We start from the raw sequence: 21,378 nt of genomic DNA, 5'->3' as shown, positions 1-21,378 counted from the left end.
CTTCTCCTTAATTGCTTAAATAATTAATCTTGAAGAATTCATTTAATCTATCTAATGAAGATATAAGAATTTTCTCCTCTTCATCTGATAAACCTTCAATTGTTGCATTGATCATGTCATTGTGGAACTTTTCATGCAATCTAAATGCAAGTTTTCCACTCTTAGTTAATTTAATTAATACAACTCTTCTATCTTCTTCAATTCTCTTTCTTTCAACGTAGCCTTTTTTTATAAGCTTATTAATTGCTGTTGTTAAAGTTCCAACAGTTATCTTTAAGTCTTGTGCTACCTCTGACATTGTTCTTTCTGTATACATACCAATCGCCTCTATAGTATGTATTTCTGTAACAGAAAGATTGTTAAGAACCCCTTTTTTTAATGCTTGTTCTTCAATTTGAAGTATATCATTAAAAATTTGAACTAATAATTCGTTCAATACCTTTTTTCTTATGTCCATTAATAAATCCTCCACTTTTCATATAGTCTACATATACTATAATTATTTTTTATGAATAAATCAATGGCGTCAAACATTTTTTATGTCAAATGTTTTGATAATCAAACTATAATATAATCAAATTATTTTGTCAACTAAATATTTGCTGTTATTTTCTATTTTATTAATGGCTTTATTCATTTTAACAAAAATTTCTTAATATTATTTAAGAAATTTTTACTGGATAACTTTGCCTGTAAATCCTTCTATAATCTCACTTTCATTATCTTTTAGAATATCAATTATTTTATTCCCACTACAATGGCATAAAGAAAACTTTTTAATATTTAGCTTCTCAATTTTTTTTGCTATTTTTACATTTTCTGATAATGATAGTTTTGAAAGATGTATTCCCCCTATTACATTTATTACTTTTTTCCCAATTATATTTTGGACCTTAGTAATAATATTAATAATCCCCGTATGGGCACATCCAGTTATTAAGGTAAGACCTTCTCCATTTTCTATAACTAGAACAAGCTCCTCTGCAAAATTATCTTTTATAAGGATATTTTTTTCTTTTCTTGCCAATTCATTTCCAATCTTAGATATCTTTTCTTCATTGCAACTTTCTAGATTAGATATTACATATATTTTATTTCCTAATTTCATTTTTTCTTTAACTTCAATAATTCTATATCCCATCTCTTCTATATATCTCTTATCAAAATTAATACCTATATATTTTTCTTCTTCACTTTTTAAATGATATTTATCACTTCTTTTAAAGAATTCCTTTCCTAGTACAATATAAGGCTTATTATTATTTATATTTTCTAAGAAATATTTAAATCCACCAGCATGATCATAATGTCCATGACTTAGTATTATGTAATCTATATTTTCAAGTGGTAATCCTAATTTTTTAAAATTGGATAAAGCCTTTTCTGATTGTCCAGTATCAAATAAAATTTTTAGTCCATAAGCTTCTATAAAATAAGATAATCCATGCTCACACTCTAATTTGCTACCTTCTTCTTTATTGTTTTCTATAATTGTTGTAATCTTCATATAATCCCCTCATATCCATTTAATATATTTTTCATATATTCCTTAATAAAATTATATCATGCACTCTAATTAACCCTTTGTATATTTATATAAATTTAACTATTTGTATTTATTTACTTACTCGTAATTATATTTAAGCTTATAGTTTCTATATTATATACTCTTAATACTTTAATAAATTATAAAAAGCATCGCCTATCTATATAAACATAGATAGGCGATGCTTTTCTTATAATTAATCTGGCATAAGAACAAATCTTAATATAAATAATATTGCAAATATATAAAGTAATTTGTGTACTTCTTTTCCTTTTCCAGTAGCAACTTTTACTATTGGATAAAATATCATTCCAATTGCAATACCATTAGCTATTGAATAAGTAAATGGCATCATTGCTATAGTAAAGAAAGCAGGTACCGCCTCTGTAAAATCTGAAAAATCTATTTGAGAAACTGCACTCATCATTAATATACCAACAATTATTAAAGCTGGTGCTGTTGCACTTTGTGGTACTATTCCAACTAATCCACTAAAGAATAGAGATAATACAAGCATAATACTTACTACTACATTAGAAAGTCCTGTTCTTGCACCTGCTGCTATTCCCGAAGCTGACTCAACAGTTGTTGCAAGGGTTGTTGTTCCAAGTAATGCTGCGCAAGTTGTTCCTACTGCATCTGAAGTTAAAGCTTGTCTTAAATTCTTAACCTCACCATCAGATTCAACCATTCCTGAACTTTGAGCTGTTCCAAGTAAAGTACCAATTGTATCAAAAAGATCTACTAAGCTTAATGTAATTACAACCATAAATACAGTAAGTAATGCACCTATAAGTCCATCTCCGTTACTTGTTAATAGTCCTTTTAAATCCATAGCAAAGAATGTATCACCAATTACAGGCATTGAGAAAAGCTTCATTCCTTGAATATTTGTAACTCCCATAGGTATTCCTATTATTGTAGTAATTACAATTCCAATTAACATTGCACCTGTAACTTTTCTTGCCATAAGGATAACACCTATTATAAGTCCTATTATTGTTAAAATAACTGCCTTATCAGTAAAGTCTCCAAAAGCTACTAATGTTCCTGGATTTGCTACTACAATTCCACCACTTTTTAAACCTATTAATGCAATAAATAATCCAATACCAGCTGTTATTGCATATTTTAAGTTTTGCGGAATAGCTTGAACTATTTTTTCTCTAATAGAAGTTAAAGTTATAATTACAAATAAAATACCTGATATAAATACAGCTGCTAAACCTTCTTGCCAAGTAAAGTTTAATTTCAGGCAAATATTATAAGAAAAGAATGATACAAGTCCAAGACCTGGTGCTAAAACAAAAGGTAAATTAGCATGAAAAGCCATTATTAAAGTACCAACAGCTGCTGCTATACAAACTGATGCAAAAGCCGAAGCTATTATTGGATCTTGTGCCATAGTAAGATTTGCTGCTGCATCTCCTTTAAGACCTAGAGAATTCATTCCACCTATTTTTAATATGTTTGGAATTACTAATAATGCATAAGCAAATGTTACGAAAGTTGTAAGTCCACCAATAATTTCTGTTTTTACATTTGTCTTATTCTCATTAAGCTTAAATACTTTTTCTAGAATATTTTTCATTTGTTCTCCTCCATTTTTATAGTTATGTATAGTAAAGCACCCATAAAAGAACTGTCTCTCAGGTTTAATGCTATAGTCTCTTTTTAGTGAGCTTCTAAAGGTTCTGACTTTTACTTCATTGTAAAACAAAAAAAACTAGCCGGTTTATTAGGTAAACCAATGCTAGCTCATAGAAACTTCATTTTGATTTACCCATAGTGCGAAGATTAATGGTCTTCACGTAGAAACCTCTGAACCGTATTATCAGACTTATATGGGTCTATATTATTATTTTATCCATTATACTATATCTAATTATATTGTTGCAATGTAATTATTTCCTTATATCAAATATAATGTAAATGAAAAAGAGAAAAATAATAATGCTAATATTATTAATGTTATTGAAAGTCTAAAGAACTCCATTTTATCATCTACATAAAAGTTATGTGATTTCTTTTTGTTATACACTACCATAATATCATCACCAACTTTAAAGTCTCTACTGCTACCAGGTTCATTGTGGACAAATACTATTTTTTCGCCTTCTTCTGTTACAAATTCTATAACAGGTTTATATAATGTTATAAATGATACCTGTTGAAAATCATCTAATATAGCTTCATCTGTCTTCTTTACTTCTATTATTTTTCCAACTACTCTTGTTCCAGTTTTATAAACTCTATATCTAATTCCAAATATTATTATTGCAGCTAATAATAACCCAATTCCTATAGCTAATAGTACATACATTGCCATTACAATACCCCCTTTTAGATAGACTATATAAAATGCTTATTAATATAATATATGATAACATTTACATTTGTGTGAAAAATTATGAGGGGTATGTCTCTATCTGACATACCCCTCCTTTTATAAAATAAAAGACTAGCTAAAAAGCTAATCCTCTATAATTAATATTCTTCTACGATTTCTCCAAAATAAAGTATATGACCTATTTTTTCACCTTTATAGAACTGCTCTCCTAGATCTTTATCAAAATTATCTAAATCCATTTCATTTTTATATAAAATCTTACATTCATAATATCTATTACATCCTTCAATTACTGGAGTATCTACACTCTTTGATGGAATAAATTTTATATTTGCAAGTTCTTCTTTATTTACATCTCTTCCTGATTTGCTTCCACATATTTTTAATGCCTCTTTAAGCTCACCTTCATAAGGAATGCTTACTGTAAATGTTTCTCCAGACTTTAAAAATTCATTTGTGTATCTGCTTTCTCTAACTAAAGCCATAAATACTGGTCTTCTCCACATAAAGCCTATGCTACCCCAGCTTATTGTCATAGTATTTGCAGATTTTAAATCTCCACCAGTTAAGAATGCTCCATTTATATGAAGATTATCTAAAGCATTTTCAACATCTCTTGTAAAATTATTATTCACTTTTGCTCCTCCTAAACTACACTTCTACATTTCAAGGTACTTTTATAATATTTAACAATTTCCCTTAATTCAGAATGAATTTTTTTAAATCTATACCCGCCAAGCTCCATAATATTTATAATATTTATTGTAAGGTTTAAATAATTATTATAAGGCGATGTATCATTATCATCATACTCCTTATTCAAAATTGCTTCAATACCACATTCTTCTTCAATTATATTTATCATCTCTTTTAAACTTATATCGCCTATACAAGCAGCATTTACAGGAGCATTTATATCTTTATTTAGAAGCCATGCTAAAAATACACCTGCTTCATTTTGAGTTATTAAATTCATATGTGAATCTAAATTAGTTGAACATATAGTTTCTTTACTATCAACTCTTTTAACATATGTTAAAAGCCTATCTGTGTAATCATCTTTTCCTATAACTACTGGGAATCTTACAGCTATTACAGGGAACTCTGCATTTTTATATAATACAGCCTCCATTAATCTTTTTCCCTCACTATAAGAAAACTCCTCCTTCTCCCCCATAACTATTTCATATTTACTTGGGTTAAATTCTGTTTCTTTTAAATTTATTCCTTCATCATAGACTGCAACTGATGAAACTACAATATATTTATCTGTTTTACCCCTTAATACATTACACATTCTCATTCCATCATTTGGACTATATGAAATGGTATCATAAACAACATCATATCTTTGTCCATCCAAAGCCTTCATTAAAGCGTTTTCATTTCGCTTGTCAACAATTATACGCTTAACCTTGTCCCCAAAATTATCTTTTCTTATCCCTCTCGTTGCTATTGTTATATCATGTCCGTTAATTATAAGTTCTTTTATAAGTTCTTTCCCAAAAAATCTTGTCCCACCAAAAACTAATATCTTACTCATAGCATATTATCCTTTCAAATTTAATATAACAATTTAAAATCCTCACACCTATTATGATTATATGATACCATATTTGCATATATTATCCAATTAGTAAACAAAAAAACAACTCATAAATTTATGAGTTGTTTATCTAAAATAAGAACATGTCCACAATTATTTTAAATGATATTACTATTGCAACAGGAACAAGTAGTACAGAAATAATCATATATCTGCTACCTTTTTTATTCATTTCCTTTACATATTCCTCATTATCATCTTTTATATCTTTAAATGTACTTACTGATTTTATAAAGAATGTAATCATTGCAGCAATAACAATTACATTTAAAGCAACTAGTATCATATTGACACCTCCTATAATTTGCAAACTTTAATAATTACATATTATCATACTTTAAAGAAAACTTTAAATATTATATTATTATGTTATGAGGTATTATTACCCATTATCATAAAAGATAACTTAAATAAATAGGAGGTTATTCCATGAATCCATTATATTATTTGCTTGTTGGTCTTCCATTAATATGTGTAATTATATTAATTTGCTATAATATTCATACAATGAAAAAATCAAGGGATAAGGCACTTAATAAGAAAAATAAATTTAAATAATTAAATTTAAGTAAAACTCTATTAGACAACTTTTTATCTAATAGAGTTTTACTTATTACAATAATACCATTAACACTATAACTGTTGTTAATATTAAACTAATAGGAGCTAATACAATAGAAACTTTCATATATTTCTTTGCTTCTTGCCCTTCTATTTCTATATTACCATTGTTATCAGCAATTTTTTTAAACATACTTGATGCCTTTAAGAACATTATTAACATTGCAATTACTACAATTATATTAATAACTATTAAATATATCATAGATATATTCCTCCTCTGTTTAAGAAACTTTACTTTAATATATTACCACATTTATTAAGGAGGTAATATACTTCTTTAACAATATTTATCCTAAAGTAAATACCATTTCCTCACTATTACTTAAATCTTCTCTATAGATATATCCCTCTTCATTAAACTTTTTTAACCCTTCTACATCTTCTATTCTATTTTTCATTATATAAGTTGCCATAAGTCCCCTTGCTCTTTTGGCATGTACAGTTACAACTTTATATTTTCCATTTTTAAATTCTTTAAATACAGGAGTTACTATAGTAATTCCCTTCATCTTATTTAATTTTGCAGATTTAGAATATTCATTTGATGCTAAATTAACTAGGATATCACTTTCACTATTTTTAATATCTTCTAATAAAGTCTTGTTTATTTTTTCTCCCCAGAAGGAATAAAGATTTTTATGTTTACCTATGTTAAGCTTAGTTCCCATCTCTAATCTATAACTGCATATTAAGTCTAAAGGTCTTAATACTCCATATAACCCAGACAATACTCTAAGATGTGAATTTGCATACTCTAAGTCCTCTTTAGAATATGAAGTTATATCAAGTCCTCTAAAGGCTTCTCCATTAAATCCTAATATACATGGAAATGAGTGCTCTGCTTCTTCTATTGTCCATTTATGGATATTTAAAAGAGTATCATCTGTTAATTTATCTGATATCTTCATTAATGATCCTAATTCATCTGGATTAAATTCTTTTAATCTTTCATTTAACTTTATTGATTCACTAATATGTCTTACATTAGTTAACTCTATATCATAATTTAATTCTTTTCTTTCTAGTTTTTTTGCTGGTGATAAAATTACTATCATCTGTGTCCCTCTCTCTTCCTCATAAATTTATATTACTCTTGTCCATTCCAATTTTTTAATATTTCTCTTGCAGAACGTCCCATTTCCTTTGAAAATTCTGCACCAGTTTTTCTTCTATAATTAAATTGTCCAAAGTTTTCTGCACCATATATATTATTAGGAGATACTTTTTCTTCTCTTCCTTTAAACATATCTTCTAATTCTTCTTTATTTAATACTTTATATTTTTCATTAAATACAATATATTCTTTTTTGAATCTATCTGATATTATCCTATTATAATCATCTTCATAGTGTCCAAGACAAAGCATACATGCTGGATACACAAGCTTTGGAAGATTAAATAACTCCTTATGAATTTCATAATGCTCTATAATATCTCCTATATAACAAGATCCAATTCCTAAACTTTCTGCTGCAATAACTCCAGTCTCCGCTGCTATTATAGCATCCTGCATAGAAAGCATAAAATCCCCTTCATCTGGCATTCTAAATTCTAAACTATTCTTATTACAAAATTCTTTTACATTACATATATTATAATAATTATATAACCTTTGTAAATCACCTAAAAATATTAAAATTATATCTGCCTTTTCTATAAAAGGTTGATTATCACAAGTCTTTGCAAGCTTTCTTTTGGTTTCACTATCTCTAATTACTAATATAGAATATAACATCATATTTCCTGCTGTTGGAGCTCTCATTGAAGAATCTAATATAATCTTTAATTCTTCTTCACTTATATTTTTATTTGAATACTTTCTTAAAGACATTCTGTTATTTATTAAATTTATTACTTCACTCATTTTTTCCACCCCTTATAATTTACACCTAGTTTACAATTGTTAAAACAATATATGGTAACATTATACTATATATTACAGGAGTGATTGTTATGACTCTAAAGACTGTATCAAAGAATATCTTAAAATATATAATTTTTTAATATGCACAATTGTGCTTTATCATGTAGTAGGATACTTTTTCTAAATTTTAGACTAAGATTACATACACTTTTTGTAATCGATTACTTTATAGAGTAAACTTTAAAGGTGGTATATACATATGAACTTACTAAAGAATATCTTTTTTAAAAGATTATTAAAAGGCTTTATTTTATCATCATTAATATTAATTTTAACTATATTATTTTTTAATTATATGTTACTTAACCTTGATTACGTGATGTTTTCTACCTGTGCTATAATCTGCTCAATTATATATGCCTTCACAGGGAACACATGTAAATAAGTGTATAATTAATTCATAACCTTTTTACATATTTTTGAATATAATACCCTTAATACTCATTGACAAGCAAAATTTTAAGGAGTATTATTGATGTAAATTAAGATATATTAATCCATTGATAAGGAGAAGTAGTTAAGTTTAGCTTCGTTAAAGAGAGTTAGAAAATGGTGAGATTCTAGCAAGAAGAGATTTAATGAATGGACCTTTGAGGAATAAAGGGAAATCTTTTTAAAGAGAGTATCTTCTATCGTTTGCTTCACGTTATAGAGGCTAGAGTATGTTAGTACTTGAATTTTAAGTGGCATTTAATAAATTAAAGTATACTTTAGTTTATAATATGCAATTTAGGTGGTACCGCGGAATTTATCTCCGTCCTATTTATTTAGGACGGAGTTTTTTTATTATATTAAATATTTTTATTAAACAAATGAGAGGAGTTTTTAAAATGAGTAAAGAAATAATGCTTACAGGAGACAGACCAACAGGTAAATTACACTTAGGACACTATGTAGGTTCTTTAAGAACTAGATTTGAAATTCAAGAAACAGGTGAATATGAAAACTTTATTATGATTGCAGACCAACAAGCTTTAACTGATAATGCAAGAAATCCTGAGAAAATAAGAAAAAGCTTAGTGGAAGTAACTTTAGACTATTTAGCAGTTGGTATAGATCCAACTAAAACAACAATATTTGTACAATCACAAATCCCTGAATTAAATGAACTTACTATGCACTACTTAAATTTAGTTACAGTGTCAAGACTTGAACGTAACCCAACAATTAAAGAAGAAATTAAACTTAGAGGATTTAATACTAGTATTCCTGCTGGATTTTTAGTTTATCCTGTAAGTCAAACTGCTGATATTACAGCTTTTAAAGCTACAAAAATTCCAGTTGGTGAAGATCAACTTCCTATGATAGAACAAACTCGTGAGATTGTTAGAAGCTTTAATGCTATATATGGAGATATATTAGTTGAACCAGAAGCTTTAATATCAAATTCTGGATGTGCTAGGCTTCCTGGTGTTGATGGCAAGGCTAAGATGAGTAAATCTTTAGGAAATGCTATATATTTATCAGATGAAGCAGATGTAATAACTGAAAAAATAATGAGTATGTATACAGATCCAAATCATATAAAGGTATCAGATCCAGGTGAAGTTGATAATAATCCTGTATTTATATATTTAGATGCTTTTGGCAAAGATAAAAAATATATTGAAGAACTTAAAGAACATTACAAACAAGGTGGACTTGGAGATGTTAAAGTAAAGAGATATTTAAATGATGTACTTCAAGCTGAACTTGAACCAATTAGAAATAGAAGAAAGGAATTTGAAAAGGATAAAGAACTTATATATAAGATTCTTTTAGATGGAAGCAACAAAGCTAGAATGACTGCATCTGAGACTCTTAAAGAAGTTCGTGATGCCATAGGAATTAATTATTTCAATGTATAGATTATATAAATATTCATGAAATTATATTAAAATAAAAAATGTTGATGTTATATACCACTAGTAAGACAACTGTTTAACTCGTATATATCATCAACATTTTATTTTATTATAAAAATTTATAGTTTTGAGATTATTTTTAAAATACTATATACTTAAACTAAAAACTTATGGAGGCTTATATATGAATAACTTAAATGATATATTAGAAATAAATTTAAATGAAATATCACTTTTAGATATAGATGAAGAAATACTTATAAAGCTTAAAGCTTGTGATTACCATACTCAAAGTAATTTTTACTTTTGGCTTATAAATGAGATTAATAAATTAGAAAATACAAAGGATTTTACAGAACTTTCTCATTGTCACTTTTTAATGTCTTATTTTTTATATGTAATATTTACTCCTATGTGTTATGAAGAACTTGCATTTAATCATGCAAATAAGGCTAATACTTTAAATCCATCTTTAAAATATAAAGAATGGTTATTAATGTTTGCAATTCTTCCAAATGGATTTATTAAACCTTATGATACTATTAAGCTTGCAGAAGATGTACTAGAAGTTAATCCATCTAGTGAAATCGCAAATGCAATAATATCTATGTTTTAAAAAATAGCTCTATTTCAGTATAAAAACTATAATAATATTATAGCTATACAAAAATTTTATACCATAAATACTATACATAGTAAAAGGGACTGCTTTAAACAGTCCCTTTTTTAAATGCTAAACACTTAATTTTTCCCAAAACTCATCTTCTGATATTACTTCAATACGAAGTTCTCTTGCTTTAGTTAACTTTTTACCTGGCTTTTCACCTACAACAACTAAATTAGTTCTAGTACTAACTGAATTTGGGCTTTTTGCTCCATGTTTTACTGCTAATTCTCGCATTTTACTTATGCTCTCTCTCATAGTTCCAGTAAAAACTATAACTTTTCCATCAAATATATTTTTGCAAATATTATTCTCCACAATACCCCTCCTAATATATTAATAATATGTTTTGTTATAAATATATTAGGGTTCAAAATAATATATGCTTACTTATTTATTATTATATAAATTTATGATATTGAATTTTCACTCTCTATAAGCGACTATATCTCTATCAAATATAAATTTATGATATTAGTTTTTCACAGTAACTCTTAACTCCAACTTTACCACTATTATTGAACACTTTGTTTAAATCGCTTCCTATACCAACACAATCTGCACCTGCATTTACCCATTCTGAAATATTTTTATCATTCACCCCACCTGTTGGCATTATATCTATATCTTCAAAAATGGATTTTGCTGCCTTTATAAAATCTTTCCCAACTATATTTCCTGGGAATACTTTAAAAAATCTTATTCCTTTTGAATATCCATTATTAAGTTCTGACATTGTCATTACCCCTGGAATAATTGGTATATCTAAAGTTCCCCTTGCATTTATTATTTCTTCACTTAAACAAGGTGATACTATAAAGTCAGCATTATTTTCTACACATAACTTTAGTTGCTCTTCCGTTAATACTGTACCTGCACCAATTAAAACATCATTATAGATTTCCTTTAGTTCTTTTATTAATTTTTCGCCATAAGGAACACTCATTGTTATTTCTATTACTTTTATTCCACCTTCAATTGCTCCAATACTTATTTCTTTTGCTTCCTCATAATTTTTTGTCCTTATTACGGCTACAACTTTTTCTTTTTTTAAAGTATCTAGTATACCCTTCCCCATATATAATCTCTACCTCTCAACAACTTTGTTTTCCCCTAAATGAACTAATACATCTTCATAATATGGAAGCCCCTCATTATCCCCTTCAACCCCAACTACTAATGATCCTACAGCATTGGCAAATCTTAAAGACTCTTCTAATGACTCACCTTTTAAAAATGCTGTTAAGAATCCTGCTGCAAATCCATCTCCTGCTCCTACTGTATCAACTATGGCTCTAGGCTTTATAGCATCTACGTAACATATACCATCTCCAGAAGATCCAATTGCTCCGTACTTTCCTCTTTTTATGATTACATTCTTAATACCATAATCATGAAACTCTTGTATTGCTTTTTCTAAATTAGAATGTCCACATAATAATTCTACCTCTTCATCACCAATTAATAGTATATCTACTTCTGGCAAAATTTTCTTTATAAACTCTTTTGCTTCTTCTTTTGTCCACATCTTTAATCTTATATTAGGGTCAAAAGATATATTCTACTTAAAATTTCTGAATTTCTCTTTTCGTCCGCTCTTATTGGTTCAGTTATAGAAATTAATTTATTTTTTTATAATTCTTTATTACATTTATTCTTTTTATCTGACAAAAATATAAAATTATATGACACTTAATAAAATGTGGTAATAAATAATAAGATATTAATTAACTATAAACTTTATTAATGTTATACTATATTTAGCATTAGTTGTAATATTTGGTTTATAACATGTAGTATAGTAACTTATTTTGATTAACCTTAAAATCATATTATTTAATCAATATATAAGATTTTAATTAAGACCTATATGACACTATATTGGCACGTTTATTGTTTCTATTTATATAGATTGAATTTTAGGAGGATATATATGAGTAAGTTTGAAATAAAAGAAGATTTCTATTTAAATGATAAGAAAATAAAAATAATATCAGGTGCTGTACATTATTTTAGGATAGTACCTGAGTATTGGAGAGACAGGTTAGAAAAGCTTAAATCTATGGGATGTAATTGCGTTGAAACATACATACCTTGGAATTATCATGAAGTTAAAAAAGGTGAATTTAATTTTACTGGTAATCATGATTTTGTTAAATTCATAAGAATCGCTGAGGAGCTTGGACTTTATATAATCCTTAGACCTACTCCTTATATCTGTGCAGAATGGGAGTTTGGAGGACTTCCAGCTTGGCTTTTAAAAGATGACTCAATGAGAGTTAGAAGTACTTATAAAGGATTCTTAGATGCTGTTGATTCTTACTTTGAAGAGTTATTTAAATATATAGTTCCTCTTCAAATAACTAATGGTGGTCCTGTTATTATGATGCAAGTTGAAAATGAATATGGTTCCTTTAGTAACGATAAGGATTATTTAAAGGCTATAAAATCTCTAATGATAATTCATGGTGCTACTGTTCCACTTTTCACTTCTGATGGTGGATGGAAAGAAGCTCTTGAGGCTGGAACCTTAGCTTGTGATGGAGTTTTCCCTACTGCAAATTTTGGTTCAAGATCAAAAGAACAAATTTCTAACCTAAATACCTTTATGAAAGAAAATAATATAGAAGGTCCTCTAATGTGTATGGAATTTTGGATAGGATGGTTTAATAACTGGGGTGATGAATTTAAAAGAAGAGATAGCGAAGATGCAGCAAAAGAATTAAAGGATGTGCTAGAGGAAGGTCATGTGAATATTTATATGTTCCATGGTGGTACAAACTTTGGTTTATATAATGGTTGCAGTTATCATGATGGAATAGATCCTCAAACAACAACTTACGATTATGATGCTCCACTTACTGAATGGGGAGAACCTTCTGAAAAGTACTTTAAATTTAAAGAAGTTATCTCGAGCTTTAAAGAAATCCCTAAAGTTACTTTATCTAATAATATTAAATTTAAGGATTATGGAGATATAAAGCTTTCTAATAAAGTGTCATTATTTAATACTTTAGAAAAATTAACTACCCCTATTTATAATCCTCAAACACTAAGCATGGAAAAGCTTGATCAAAACTTTGGATATATATTATATAGAGCTAAACTTCCTAAGATGAATCCTTTAGAAAAGAGTAAGTTAGTAGATTGTGATGATAGAGCTCAAGTATTTTTAAATAAAACTCATGTAACAACTCAATATAAAGATAGCCTTGGAGCAAATATTCCTCTAGACTTTAATACTAATTCTGATAATACATTAGATATTCTTGTGGAGAATCTAGGTAGAATAAATTATGGTGCAAGTTTAGTAAGTCCAAAACAGCGTAAGGGAATCAAGGGCGGAGTAATGGTTGATATTCACTTCCATACAGGTTGGGATCATTACTGCTTGGACATGGAGGATATTAGCAAAGTAGATTTTTCACTTGGATACATTGAAAATACTCCTTCATTTTATGAATATACATTTACAGTAGAAGAAAAGGGAGATACATTCCTTCATCTACCTGATTTCGGTAAGGGTTGTGCTTTTATAAATGGTTTTAACCTTGGTCGTTTCTGGGATATAGGTCCAACAAAGTATCTATATATTCCTGCACCACTTTTAACACTGGGAGAAAATAAAATTGTCATATTTGAAACAGAAGGAAAATATAGTTCTAATATAAGTCTTAAAGATATACCTCTTTACTAAAAAATATAGCACATAGTATTTATTACTATGTGCTATATTTTTAATTACATTCTCTAAAATAAAGTGTTTTAGCTTATCTACTATCCAGTCTTCCTTATTAGCTACAATTTTTTCTATATAATTATTCGTAGATGCAACTGGTACTGTAATATGTTTTGCTCCATATTATATCTTAATAATCAAATCATTTTATTAAAGTTTCTTTATTGCAAATATTCTCCTCATAATCTATTGATATTTCTTTAGCTGTTATATTACTACTAAATCCATATATCCTTTCCTTTAAATAATATTTAAGTTTTTCATCAGTGCAATAAACATAACACCCTTTATTTCCTCTAGTCATTAATGTTCTATAAGTATTTTTTATTATTTCGTCTGCTAATTTAAGAGCCTTATCTTTATTCTCTTTAAACATCTTCTTAATACCAGTAAGACTTTTGTCTGTCTTTGCTCTCTCATTAAAATCTGTAATAATTCTTTCTCCATCATACTTCATATCATTTCCTATAATAACTCCAACATAATCAAATTCAAGCCCTTGGCATGTATGTATACATCCAACTTCATTTATGGAATTTTCATCAATTGCCCATGTTTTTGAATTTGATAAATTCCATTTCATTTTAAACGTTCCATCTGCAAGATTTATATCATATTCATAATCCTTAGAAAATTTCTTTGTTTTCCAATCCCAACAATAACCTGCTACAATTCTTGATTTATTACTAATCTTATTTTTTTCCTCAATTGCTTTTCTCATATCATTTGGATTATCAAATATTTTAAAATCATAATCAAATTCAAATCCATCAAAATTTGCTGTATCCTTTATTTGCAAAATATCATCTATCCAAGCCAGGTATCCATCTGATCCATTACACCTAAATTGAGATTCAAGTTTTAAATGCTTTGACTGTATATCAAGTTCACTTGATATCTTTTTAATTTCACAAATACTTCCAAAATCATTTAATGTGACTCTTTGATTTTCATCTATAAAAAATACCGATACTTTTGAACTTCTTATAATTTCTTTTATTTGATTTTCTCCTAAATTATGAAACATACCTGATTTTTTATTTAATCTATGTGCTTCATCTACTATTAAAACATCAATTTCATTTTCACAAGTATTTATATAGCTTCCTGAACCTTTAAAAAGATTATTTATATAAGTTGTCTTGTAGTTTCCTTTAAGTTTTTTTGTATATACTTCTCTTGGAGCTGCATTTTTTGAAACATACTGACACGTTAATTCTCTAGTAGTTGCATTAACTAAAAGATTTATTGCAAGAACCGACTTTCCCGTTCCCGGTCCTCCTTCTACTATAATTACACTTTTTTTGTTATATTTTATTGAATTTTTTATATTTTTTAAAATCATCTCATATATAACTTTTTGATCATCAATCATTATAAATTCTTCATTTCCATCTAACATAAGCTTCAGTGAATCTTGAAGTGATTTTGAAGGTCTTATTTTTCCTCCTTCAATATCATATAATCCTTTTTTATAATCTGCTTTTTTTACATATTTACAAATAAATTCTCTAAGCTTAATCGCTTGTCCTCTTGTAAAAATTGGTGCTTTCTTTAAGTAATATTCATATATTTTATTTTCTATAGGATCATTTTTCTCTTTATAATAATTATGTAAATATGCACATGGTACTAAATTTATCTTCTTTTCTTGAACTGATGAATTATAATCCTTTATTAAGCTATAATAACTCCATACTTGATATGCTGGATGTGGTGTTTTTCTTATTCCTTTATTTATATATGTTTTTACAATTCCATCTTCATCTTCTACACTCTCTAATTCTTCCCATTGTTTTAATTCTATTATTACTAAATTTTCTTTATTATTTTCATCCAAGCCTGAAACAATAAAGTCTATTCTTTTCGATGTTGCTGGAATTCTATATTCTATTGCTATACCACATTCATCTGAAATTTCATTTGTATTTAAAACCTTATACATACTATCCATTGAATTTTTCCAAGCCCTTATTTCTCCTAAGTTTGCTTTTCCAATTCTTTTTTTATATTCACTTTCTATTTTTATACTAATTTCATCATTAGTAACATGATCCATAAATTCTTTTTTACTAGCTTGATATATTAACAAAACCTTATCCCCCTACGTTTTGCATTATAATTCTGTATATTTTTTTGAATTTCCTTTTGATTTTTCTACAGGATATTTTTTTTCATTCTTATTTATTTTTTTATTCATAATATTAACTATATCAACATCTAAATTATCTGCCATCATTACACAATATAGCATTACATCTGCAAGTTCTTCTTCTACTTTTTCTTTATCAAAATTTGAATCCCATAAAAAATTTTCTAATAATTCTGCTGACTCTATAGATATCGCTTTTGCTAAATTTTCAGGAGTATGAAACTTATTCCACTCTCTATCATCTCTAAATTTTAGCACTCTTTTAATTAATTCTTCCATTTCTTCTTTCTTCCCCTTAAACTTATTTGTTTTACAAGAAAATTATACCATAAAAATTTTTATTTAACCCCAAATATAGTTTTGATAATATAACAAACTAACCAGAGTTAAGTCTAAAATAATTTCTAAACATAACACCATTTCTATCTTCATCATAACTTTTCTATTATTATTCTTATAAATCGTTTTAATAAATAAAAAGCTACTTAAGTTTTAAACTTAAATAGCTTTTTATATTCTAAACCTATATATTTAATCTTAACCTCTACTTCTATAACCTTTCTTTAGTAAAGCGCTATACCTAAAATTAATTTTTTATTCAACTAATATACTTAAAACTCCTTTTTTGCTATTTGAATTGATTAAACTTTCTCTAAATTCTTCATGCATAAGTTTTCTTGAAATAGTAGCTAATGCTCTAAGATGCAAATCACTTTCATCATCTTTTATTGCAAGCATAAATACTAAATTAACTTTCTTTCCATCAATTGAGTTATAATCAACTCCTTCTTTACTTATACCAACAACGATAGATGATTCTTTTACAAATCCTGATTTTGAGTGTGGAATACCAATTCCAAACCCTATTCCAGTATTACTTAAACTCTCTCTTGCATATATATCTTCAGTAAACTTTTCTCTATCAATTAAAAGATTGTTTTCGTCCAAAATATCAATCATTTCTTTAAATACTTCATCTTTGTTTTTTCCTTGCAAATTTAACTTTATATTTTCTTCTCTAATTAACTCTTTTAACATCTCATATTACCCCTAAGCTTTCTTTAAATTTCTCATTCTATAAATTCCATATAAAACTGCTCCAACTAATGATCCAATAAATATCGCTAAAACCCATTGAAATGGTTTATCTACTAATGGTAAAACTAAAAATCCACCATGCGGTGCTGGAACTTGTATTTTCATCATATAAGTTAATACTGCTGATACTGAAGATCCCACCATAAGTATTGGTATTACTCTTAATGGATCTTTTGCCGCAAATGGTATTGCACCTTCTGTTATATGAGTAAATCCTAATATATAATTAACTATACCTGCTGCCTTTTCCTCTTCATCAAATGCTTTTCTAAATATAGTTGTTGAAAGCGCTATTACAAGTGGTGGTGTTATACATGCTGCTGATACTCCCGCCATAAAGTAATAATTACCTTGCGCAAGTAACATTGTTCCTGTAAGATATGCTGCTTTATTAACCGGTCCCCCAAAGTCAAAAGCTGACATACATCCAATAACTATTCCAAGTAATATTGCATTTTCATTTTCTAATGATGATAGCCAGTCCATTATATTGGTATTTAAAGCACCAACTGGTCCTCCAAGTAATGTCATTAAAATACCTGTTAATAATATACCGATTATAGGTAATAAAAATATTGATTTAAGCCCCTCAAATTGTCTTGGTAATCCTTTAAATAAATTTATAAGTCCTAATATTAAATATCCTGCAAAGAAACCTGCAATTATACCACCAAGAAATCCAGCTCCAGTTGCATCTGCCATTAGTCCACCAACAAAGCCTGCAATCAACCCTGGTCTTCCACTAATTGATGATGCAATATATGCTGTAAATACAGGAACTATCATTGAGAATGCTGTTCCACCTATATTTTTTAACATTGCTGCTATTTGATTGTATTGATCTGAATTTGCATCTGCTGAATTTATTCCCCATAAGAAAGATACTGCAATTAAAACTCCACCTGCAACAACTAGAGGTAACATATGAGATACACCATTCATCAAATGCTTATATATACTTCTCCCTAATGATTCTTTTTCAGATTCATTTATATCTTTTGATTTTATAGTAGTATTTCCTTTTTTAATAATTCCTTTTTCCTCTAATATTGTTTGTATAAGTTCTTTAGGCTTATGAATTCCATCTTGAACTGACGTTTCTATTATTTGTTTCCCTGCAAACCTATCAGTTCTTGCATCTTTGTCACATGCAATAATTATTCCTATAGCCTCTTCAATATCTTTTTTTGTTAATTCATTTTCAACACCAATTGCCCCATTTGTCTCAACCTTTATTTCTACACCCATTTCTTTTGCAGCCTTTTTTAGGGCTTCTTCTGCCATAAATGTATGAGCTATACCGGTTGGACAACCTGTTACTGCTAATATTTTTTTCATAATATTACCTCCCTAACTTTTATATCTTCCATATACCCTTTATATTTTTCAAAATTTCCAAGACCATGAGACGAAGCTACTTCTGCACCTAATGCTGATGCTTTTTTTAAAGCTACTTCTATATTCTTTGAAGTTATCCACTCACTAATAAATGCGCCTAATGCAGCATCTCCAGCACATGCTGAACTAACAAGCTCAACTTTAAAGGCTTCACAAAACATAATTTTTTCCCCATCAAAAAAGTACATTCCTTTTTTACCCATTGTAAGAAGTATATTTTTAGCTCCCTTTTCTTTAAGCATTTTTAAAACTTCTTTAACATCACCCTCCGTAATTATTTCTATTCCAAATATATCTTTTATTTCTTCATCATTTGGTTTTATTAATAAAGGCTTATAAGATAATAAATCTATAAGCTTTTTAGAGCTTATATCCAAAATAACTTGTACACCTTTTTCAGCACAAATTTTCATAATATCATCATAAAACTTCTCTTTAATACTATAAGGAAGACTACCGCTAACAATCAATATATCTTCTTTTTTGAGACATTTTAATTTTTTAAGCATATCTTTTTGTATATCTTCTTTAACATAAGGTCCAGCATTTACGAATTTGAATTCTTCTTTATCTTTATTAAAAAATACATTTATTCTTGTATTTTCTTCAATAATACATGGATTAGTATACACTCCTCTTTTTTCTAATTCATCTATAATATATTTCCCTGTAAAGCCACCAAAAAAGCCCATAACAGTACTATCTATATTAAAATTCTTTAATGTTAAAGTTACATTGACTCCCTTACCATTTGGAGAATATATTAAATCGGATGTTCTATTCACTTTGTATGGCTCTGCTGTTTTAGTATTAAAATTCATATCTATCGCCGGATTAGCAGTTAATGTGTATATCATTCTCTTCCACCTCTTATATTTACTATCATTTTCCTATAATATAATTTTATCAATATATCTTTGAAAATGTTTTCAAATTATAAATGTAGAATTTCTTCTTTACATTCTGAATTACTAATACTATTACACTTTTTATATATCTTAATTATTTTCATTTTTTTCAGTTATTATTAAATAATCTATAATTCCTCTCGATATTATATAAAGTGGTAGTCTTGATGTAACTTCATGATCTTTTATAGATACCATAGCATGTTTTCTTCCTAATAAATATATATCTGAAATTTCATTTAATATAGTATTTGAACTACAACAACATGAAATAACTTTACATCCACATTCTTTTGAATTTATAACTGATTCAACTATTTCAGCTGTTTCTCCCTTTAAAGAAAATACTATTATCGTTTCCTCTCTATTCATCTTTTTACTTAAGTTTCTCATTATATTAGGATCTTTTATTAAAAATGTATTATAACCTAATAGCTTTAATTTTAAATCAAACTCTTCCGCTACAAGCTCTGATAATCCTCTTGCTAATATATATACCCTTCTTGAATTTGAAAGTATTTTTGTTGCTTCTATTATTTTTTCTACTGATATGTTTTCTATTGTTTTTACTGCTTCTATTAAAGATTTTCCTAATATATCATTTACATTTTTATAATCTCTTCTTGATTTATTTTCTTTTGATATTTTATATCTTAATTCCGCAAATCCTTCTAATCCGCACTTTTTTATTGCTCTTGATACTGTTGCGGGAGAAGTATATGTTAACTCTGCCATATCTACTATTGACATATTTATTAGTTTTTCTGAATTATTATTTATAAATTCAACAACTGCCTTTTCACTTCCGGTCAATGTATTAAATAAGTCTTTAGTTATATTTATTATCACTATTTTCACCCCATTTTCCTCAATACAATCATAATTTTACCATTTATTGGATGATTATTCCACGTGTTATTTTTATATAAATTAGAAATTTAATTTATATAAAAAAGCTACCTTAACATAAAAGGTTAAGATAGCTTTTCTTAAATTATTTTTCTACATAATACTTTTTTAGTCTATAATAAATCTTTCTTTAATTTTCTTATACTTTTTTTCATTATTAAATCTTCTGCTTCATTAAATATAGCAATTGCAATATTCTGAAGTCTAACGCCTTCCCACTCTTGTTTAATATTCATATCGGTATTAATATAATCATTCATTATATTTGAAATTACTAAATTATGAAAACTAAATTGATGCCTTAGTACTTTTATATATGTTATATCCTTTTGTATATATATTTTTACACCGCTTATTTCCTTAGATATAATTTCATTTATTCCATTTACTATATATTTCTTTAAAAAATATTTTTTCCTAAATTTTTCAATAGCATATTTTTCTTAACATATGAATTTAATAAATTCATTGCAGAAAAAAAGTAAAATGCATCATGCTTGTCCTTTATTTTCATATCTCTTGTTAAATATGCTCTTTCTACATGCTCAAGTTTTATATGATTTAAACTTGTACTTTCCAAATCTAATTCCCCCTAATTTATTAATTAATTTCTACG

25 protein-coding genes, 1 riboswitch and 1 other annotated feature are annotated in these 21,378 nt (G+C 27.4%); of the genes, 4 read left to right on the top strand and 21 right to left on the bottom strand.

Translation table 11 applies throughout. The annotated features are described in order from the left end of the window. Positions 1 to 7: 7 nt before the first annotated feature. From ACQPUW_RS05035 to ACQPUW_RS05005, 7 genes are all read right to left on the bottom strand, one after another. The gene (locus tag ACQPUW_RS05035; protein WP_430836398.1) at positions 8 to 457 is read right to left on the bottom strand and encodes a MarR family winged helix-turn-helix transcriptional regulator; all 450 of its coding nucleotides are present in this window, start codon (positions 455 to 457) and stop codon (positions 8 to 10) included. Between the two features lie 216 nt (positions 458 to 673). Next, positions 674 to 1,507: an MBL fold metallo-hydrolase gene (locus ACQPUW_RS05030; RefSeq protein WP_430836397.1), complete on the bottom strand. Its 834-nt coding sequence runs from the start codon at positions 1,505 to 1,507 to the stop codon at positions 674 to 676. 235 nt (positions 1,508 to 1,742) lie between these two features. Then, complete coding sequence (locus ACQPUW_RS05025; RefSeq protein ID WP_430836396.1) at positions 1,743 to 3,137, bottom strand: NCS2 family permease; 1,395 nt, start codon at positions 3,135 to 3,137, stop codon at positions 1,743 to 1,745. 175 nt (positions 3,138 to 3,312) lie between these two features. After that, positions 3,313 to 3,414: riboswitch (purine riboswitch) on the bottom strand. A gap of 44 nt (positions 3,415 to 3,458) precedes the next feature. After that, on the bottom strand, positions 3,459 to 3,875 hold the full coding sequence (locus tag ACQPUW_RS05020) for a DUF3592 domain-containing protein (RefSeq protein ID WP_430836395.1): 417 nt from the start codon (positions 3,873 to 3,875) through the stop codon (positions 3,459 to 3,461). A gap of 158 nt (positions 3,876 to 4,033) precedes the next feature. Next, the gene (locus ACQPUW_RS05015; RefSeq protein ID WP_430836394.1) at positions 4,034 to 4,531 is read right to left on the bottom strand and encodes a flavin reductase family protein; all 498 of its coding nucleotides are present in this window, start codon (positions 4,529 to 4,531) and stop codon (positions 4,034 to 4,036) included. 11 nt (positions 4,532 to 4,542) lie between these two features. Continuing rightward, positions 4,543 to 5,439 carry an NAD-dependent epimerase/dehydratase family protein gene (locus ACQPUW_RS05010; protein WP_430836393.1) on the bottom strand — a complete coding sequence of 299 codons (897 nt, stop codon included), beginning with the start codon at positions 5,437 to 5,439 and terminating at the stop codon, positions 4,543 to 4,545. A gap of 133 nt (positions 5,440 to 5,572) precedes the next feature. Then, the gene (locus ACQPUW_RS05005) at positions 5,573 to 5,788 is read right to left on the bottom strand and encodes a hypothetical protein (RefSeq protein WP_430836392.1); all 216 of its coding nucleotides are present in this window, start codon (positions 5,786 to 5,788) and stop codon (positions 5,573 to 5,575) included. A 143-nt stretch (positions 5,789 to 5,931) separates the two neighbouring features. Here ACQPUW_RS05005 and ACQPUW_RS05000 point away from each other — a divergent pair, with 143 nt between their 5' ends. Continuing rightward, positions 5,932 to 6,060, top strand: coding sequence for a hypothetical protein (locus ACQPUW_RS05000; RefSeq protein ID WP_430836391.1), 129 nt, complete (start codon positions 5,932 to 5,934; stop codon positions 6,058 to 6,060). Between the two features lie 55 nt (positions 6,061 to 6,115). On the opposite strand, the gene ACQPUW_RS04995 is transcribed toward ACQPUW_RS05000, so the two are convergent. The 3 genes from ACQPUW_RS04995 to ACQPUW_RS04985 form a co-directional block, all read right to left on the bottom strand. After that, a complete protein-coding gene (locus tag ACQPUW_RS04995) occupies positions 6,116 to 6,328 on the bottom strand; it encodes a hypothetical protein (protein WP_204595628.1) in 213 nt (70 codons plus the stop codon). A gap of 85 nt (positions 6,329 to 6,413) precedes the next feature. Next, a complete protein-coding gene (gene yaaA, locus ACQPUW_RS04990) occupies positions 6,414 to 7,181 on the bottom strand; it encodes a peroxide stress protein YaaA (RefSeq protein WP_430836390.1) in 768 nt (255 codons plus the stop codon). A gap of 32 nt (positions 7,182 to 7,213) precedes the next feature. Then, entirely contained in the window at positions 7,214 to 7,990 is a 777-nt protein-coding gene (locus ACQPUW_RS04985; protein ID WP_430836389.1) for a nitroreductase family protein, read from the bottom strand. 551 nt (positions 7,991 to 8,541) lie between these two features. After that, positions 8,542 to 8,815, top strand: a binding site (T-box leader). Between the two features lie 65 nt (positions 8,816 to 8,880). Here ACQPUW_RS04985 and trpS point away from each other — a divergent pair. Next, complete coding sequence (gene trpS / locus ACQPUW_RS04980) at positions 8,881 to 9,897, top strand: tryptophan--tRNA ligase (RefSeq protein ID WP_430836388.1); 1,017 nt, start codon at positions 8,881 to 8,883, stop codon at positions 9,895 to 9,897. 181 nt (positions 9,898 to 10,078) lie between these two features. Then, complete coding sequence (locus tag ACQPUW_RS04975; protein WP_430836387.1) at positions 10,079 to 10,510, top strand: hypothetical protein; 432 nt, start codon at positions 10,079 to 10,081, stop codon at positions 10,508 to 10,510. Between the two features lie 117 nt (positions 10,511 to 10,627). On the opposite strand, the gene ACQPUW_RS04970 is transcribed toward ACQPUW_RS04975, so the two are convergent. The 3 genes from ACQPUW_RS04970 to ACQPUW_RS04960 form a co-directional block, all read right to left on the bottom strand. Continuing rightward, entirely contained in the window at positions 10,628 to 10,876 is a 249-nt protein-coding gene (locus ACQPUW_RS04970) for a BRCT domain-containing protein (RefSeq protein ID WP_430836386.1), read from the bottom strand. A gap of 148 nt (positions 10,877 to 11,024) precedes the next feature. Beyond that, entirely contained in the window at positions 11,025 to 11,636 is a 612-nt protein-coding gene (locus ACQPUW_RS04965) for a bifunctional 4-hydroxy-2-oxoglutarate aldolase/2-dehydro-3-deoxy-phosphogluconate aldolase (protein WP_430836385.1), read from the bottom strand. A gap of 9 nt (positions 11,637 to 11,645) precedes the next feature. Beyond that, positions 11,646 to 12,098 (bottom strand): carbohydrate kinase family protein, encoded by a 453-nt coding sequence (locus tag ACQPUW_RS04960; RefSeq protein WP_430837278.1) that lies wholly within the window; start codon positions 12,096 to 12,098, stop codon positions 11,646 to 11,648. Between the two features lie 393 nt (positions 12,099 to 12,491). Here ACQPUW_RS04960 and ACQPUW_RS04955 point away from each other — a divergent pair, with 393 nt between their 5' ends. Beyond that, positions 12,492 to 14,255: a glycoside hydrolase family 35 protein gene (locus ACQPUW_RS04955; protein ID WP_430836384.1), complete on the top strand. Its 1,764-nt coding sequence runs from the start codon at positions 12,492 to 12,494 to the stop codon at positions 14,253 to 14,255. 184 nt (positions 14,256 to 14,439) lie between these two features. On the opposite strand, the gene ACQPUW_RS04950 is transcribed toward ACQPUW_RS04955, so the two are convergent. The 8 genes from ACQPUW_RS04950 to ACQPUW_RS04915 form a co-directional block, all read right to left on the bottom strand. Next, positions 14,440 to 16,389 (bottom strand): DNA/RNA helicase domain-containing protein, encoded by a 1,950-nt coding sequence (locus ACQPUW_RS04950; protein ID WP_430836383.1) that lies wholly within the window; start codon positions 16,387 to 16,389, stop codon positions 14,440 to 14,442. 24 nt (positions 16,390 to 16,413) lie between these two features. Further along, positions 16,414 to 16,728: a nucleotide pyrophosphohydrolase gene (locus tag ACQPUW_RS04945; RefSeq protein WP_430836382.1), complete on the bottom strand. Its 315-nt coding sequence runs from the start codon at positions 16,726 to 16,728 to the stop codon at positions 16,414 to 16,416. A 315-nt stretch (positions 16,729 to 17,043) separates the two neighbouring features. After that, positions 17,044 to 17,487, bottom strand: a complete 444-nt coding sequence (locus ACQPUW_RS04940) for a PTS sugar transporter subunit IIA (protein WP_430836381.1) — start codon at positions 17,485 to 17,487, stop codon at positions 17,044 to 17,046. Positions 17,488 to 17,499: 12 nt separating this feature from the next. Beyond that, on the bottom strand, positions 17,500 to 18,885 hold the full coding sequence (locus ACQPUW_RS04935) for a PTS fructose transporter subunit IIC (RefSeq protein WP_430836380.1): 1,386 nt from the start codon (positions 18,883 to 18,885) through the stop codon (positions 17,500 to 17,502). Further along, the gene (gene pfkB, locus ACQPUW_RS04930) at positions 18,882 to 19,802 is read right to left on the bottom strand and encodes a 1-phosphofructokinase (protein WP_430836379.1); all 921 of its coding nucleotides are present in this window, start codon (positions 19,800 to 19,802) and stop codon (positions 18,882 to 18,884) included. The genes ACQPUW_RS04935 and pfkB overlap by 4 nt, the downstream gene beginning before the upstream one ends. A 141-nt stretch (positions 19,803 to 19,943) precedes the next feature. After that, positions 19,944 to 20,702 carry a MurR/RpiR family transcriptional regulator gene (locus ACQPUW_RS04925; protein ID WP_430836378.1) on the bottom strand — a complete coding sequence of 253 codons (759 nt, stop codon included), beginning with the start codon at positions 20,700 to 20,702 and terminating at the stop codon, positions 19,944 to 19,946. Between the two features lie 173 nt (positions 20,703 to 20,875). Further along, entirely contained in the window at positions 20,876 to 20,998 is a 123-nt protein-coding gene (locus ACQPUW_RS04920) for a hypothetical protein (RefSeq protein ID WP_430836377.1), read from the bottom strand. Between the two features lie 164 nt (positions 20,999 to 21,162). Next, entirely contained in the window at positions 21,163 to 21,342 is a 180-nt protein-coding gene (locus tag ACQPUW_RS04915; RefSeq protein WP_430836376.1) for a hypothetical protein, read from the bottom strand. Positions 21,343 to 21,378 lie beyond the last annotated feature (36 nt).

The sequence above is a fragment of the Clostridium sardiniense genome, from assembly GCF_050584765.1.
Lineage (GTDB): Bacteria > Bacillota > Clostridia > Clostridiales > Clostridiaceae > Clostridium > Clostridium sardiniense_A.
This window is presented reverse-complemented; position numbering and strand designations above follow the sequence as displayed.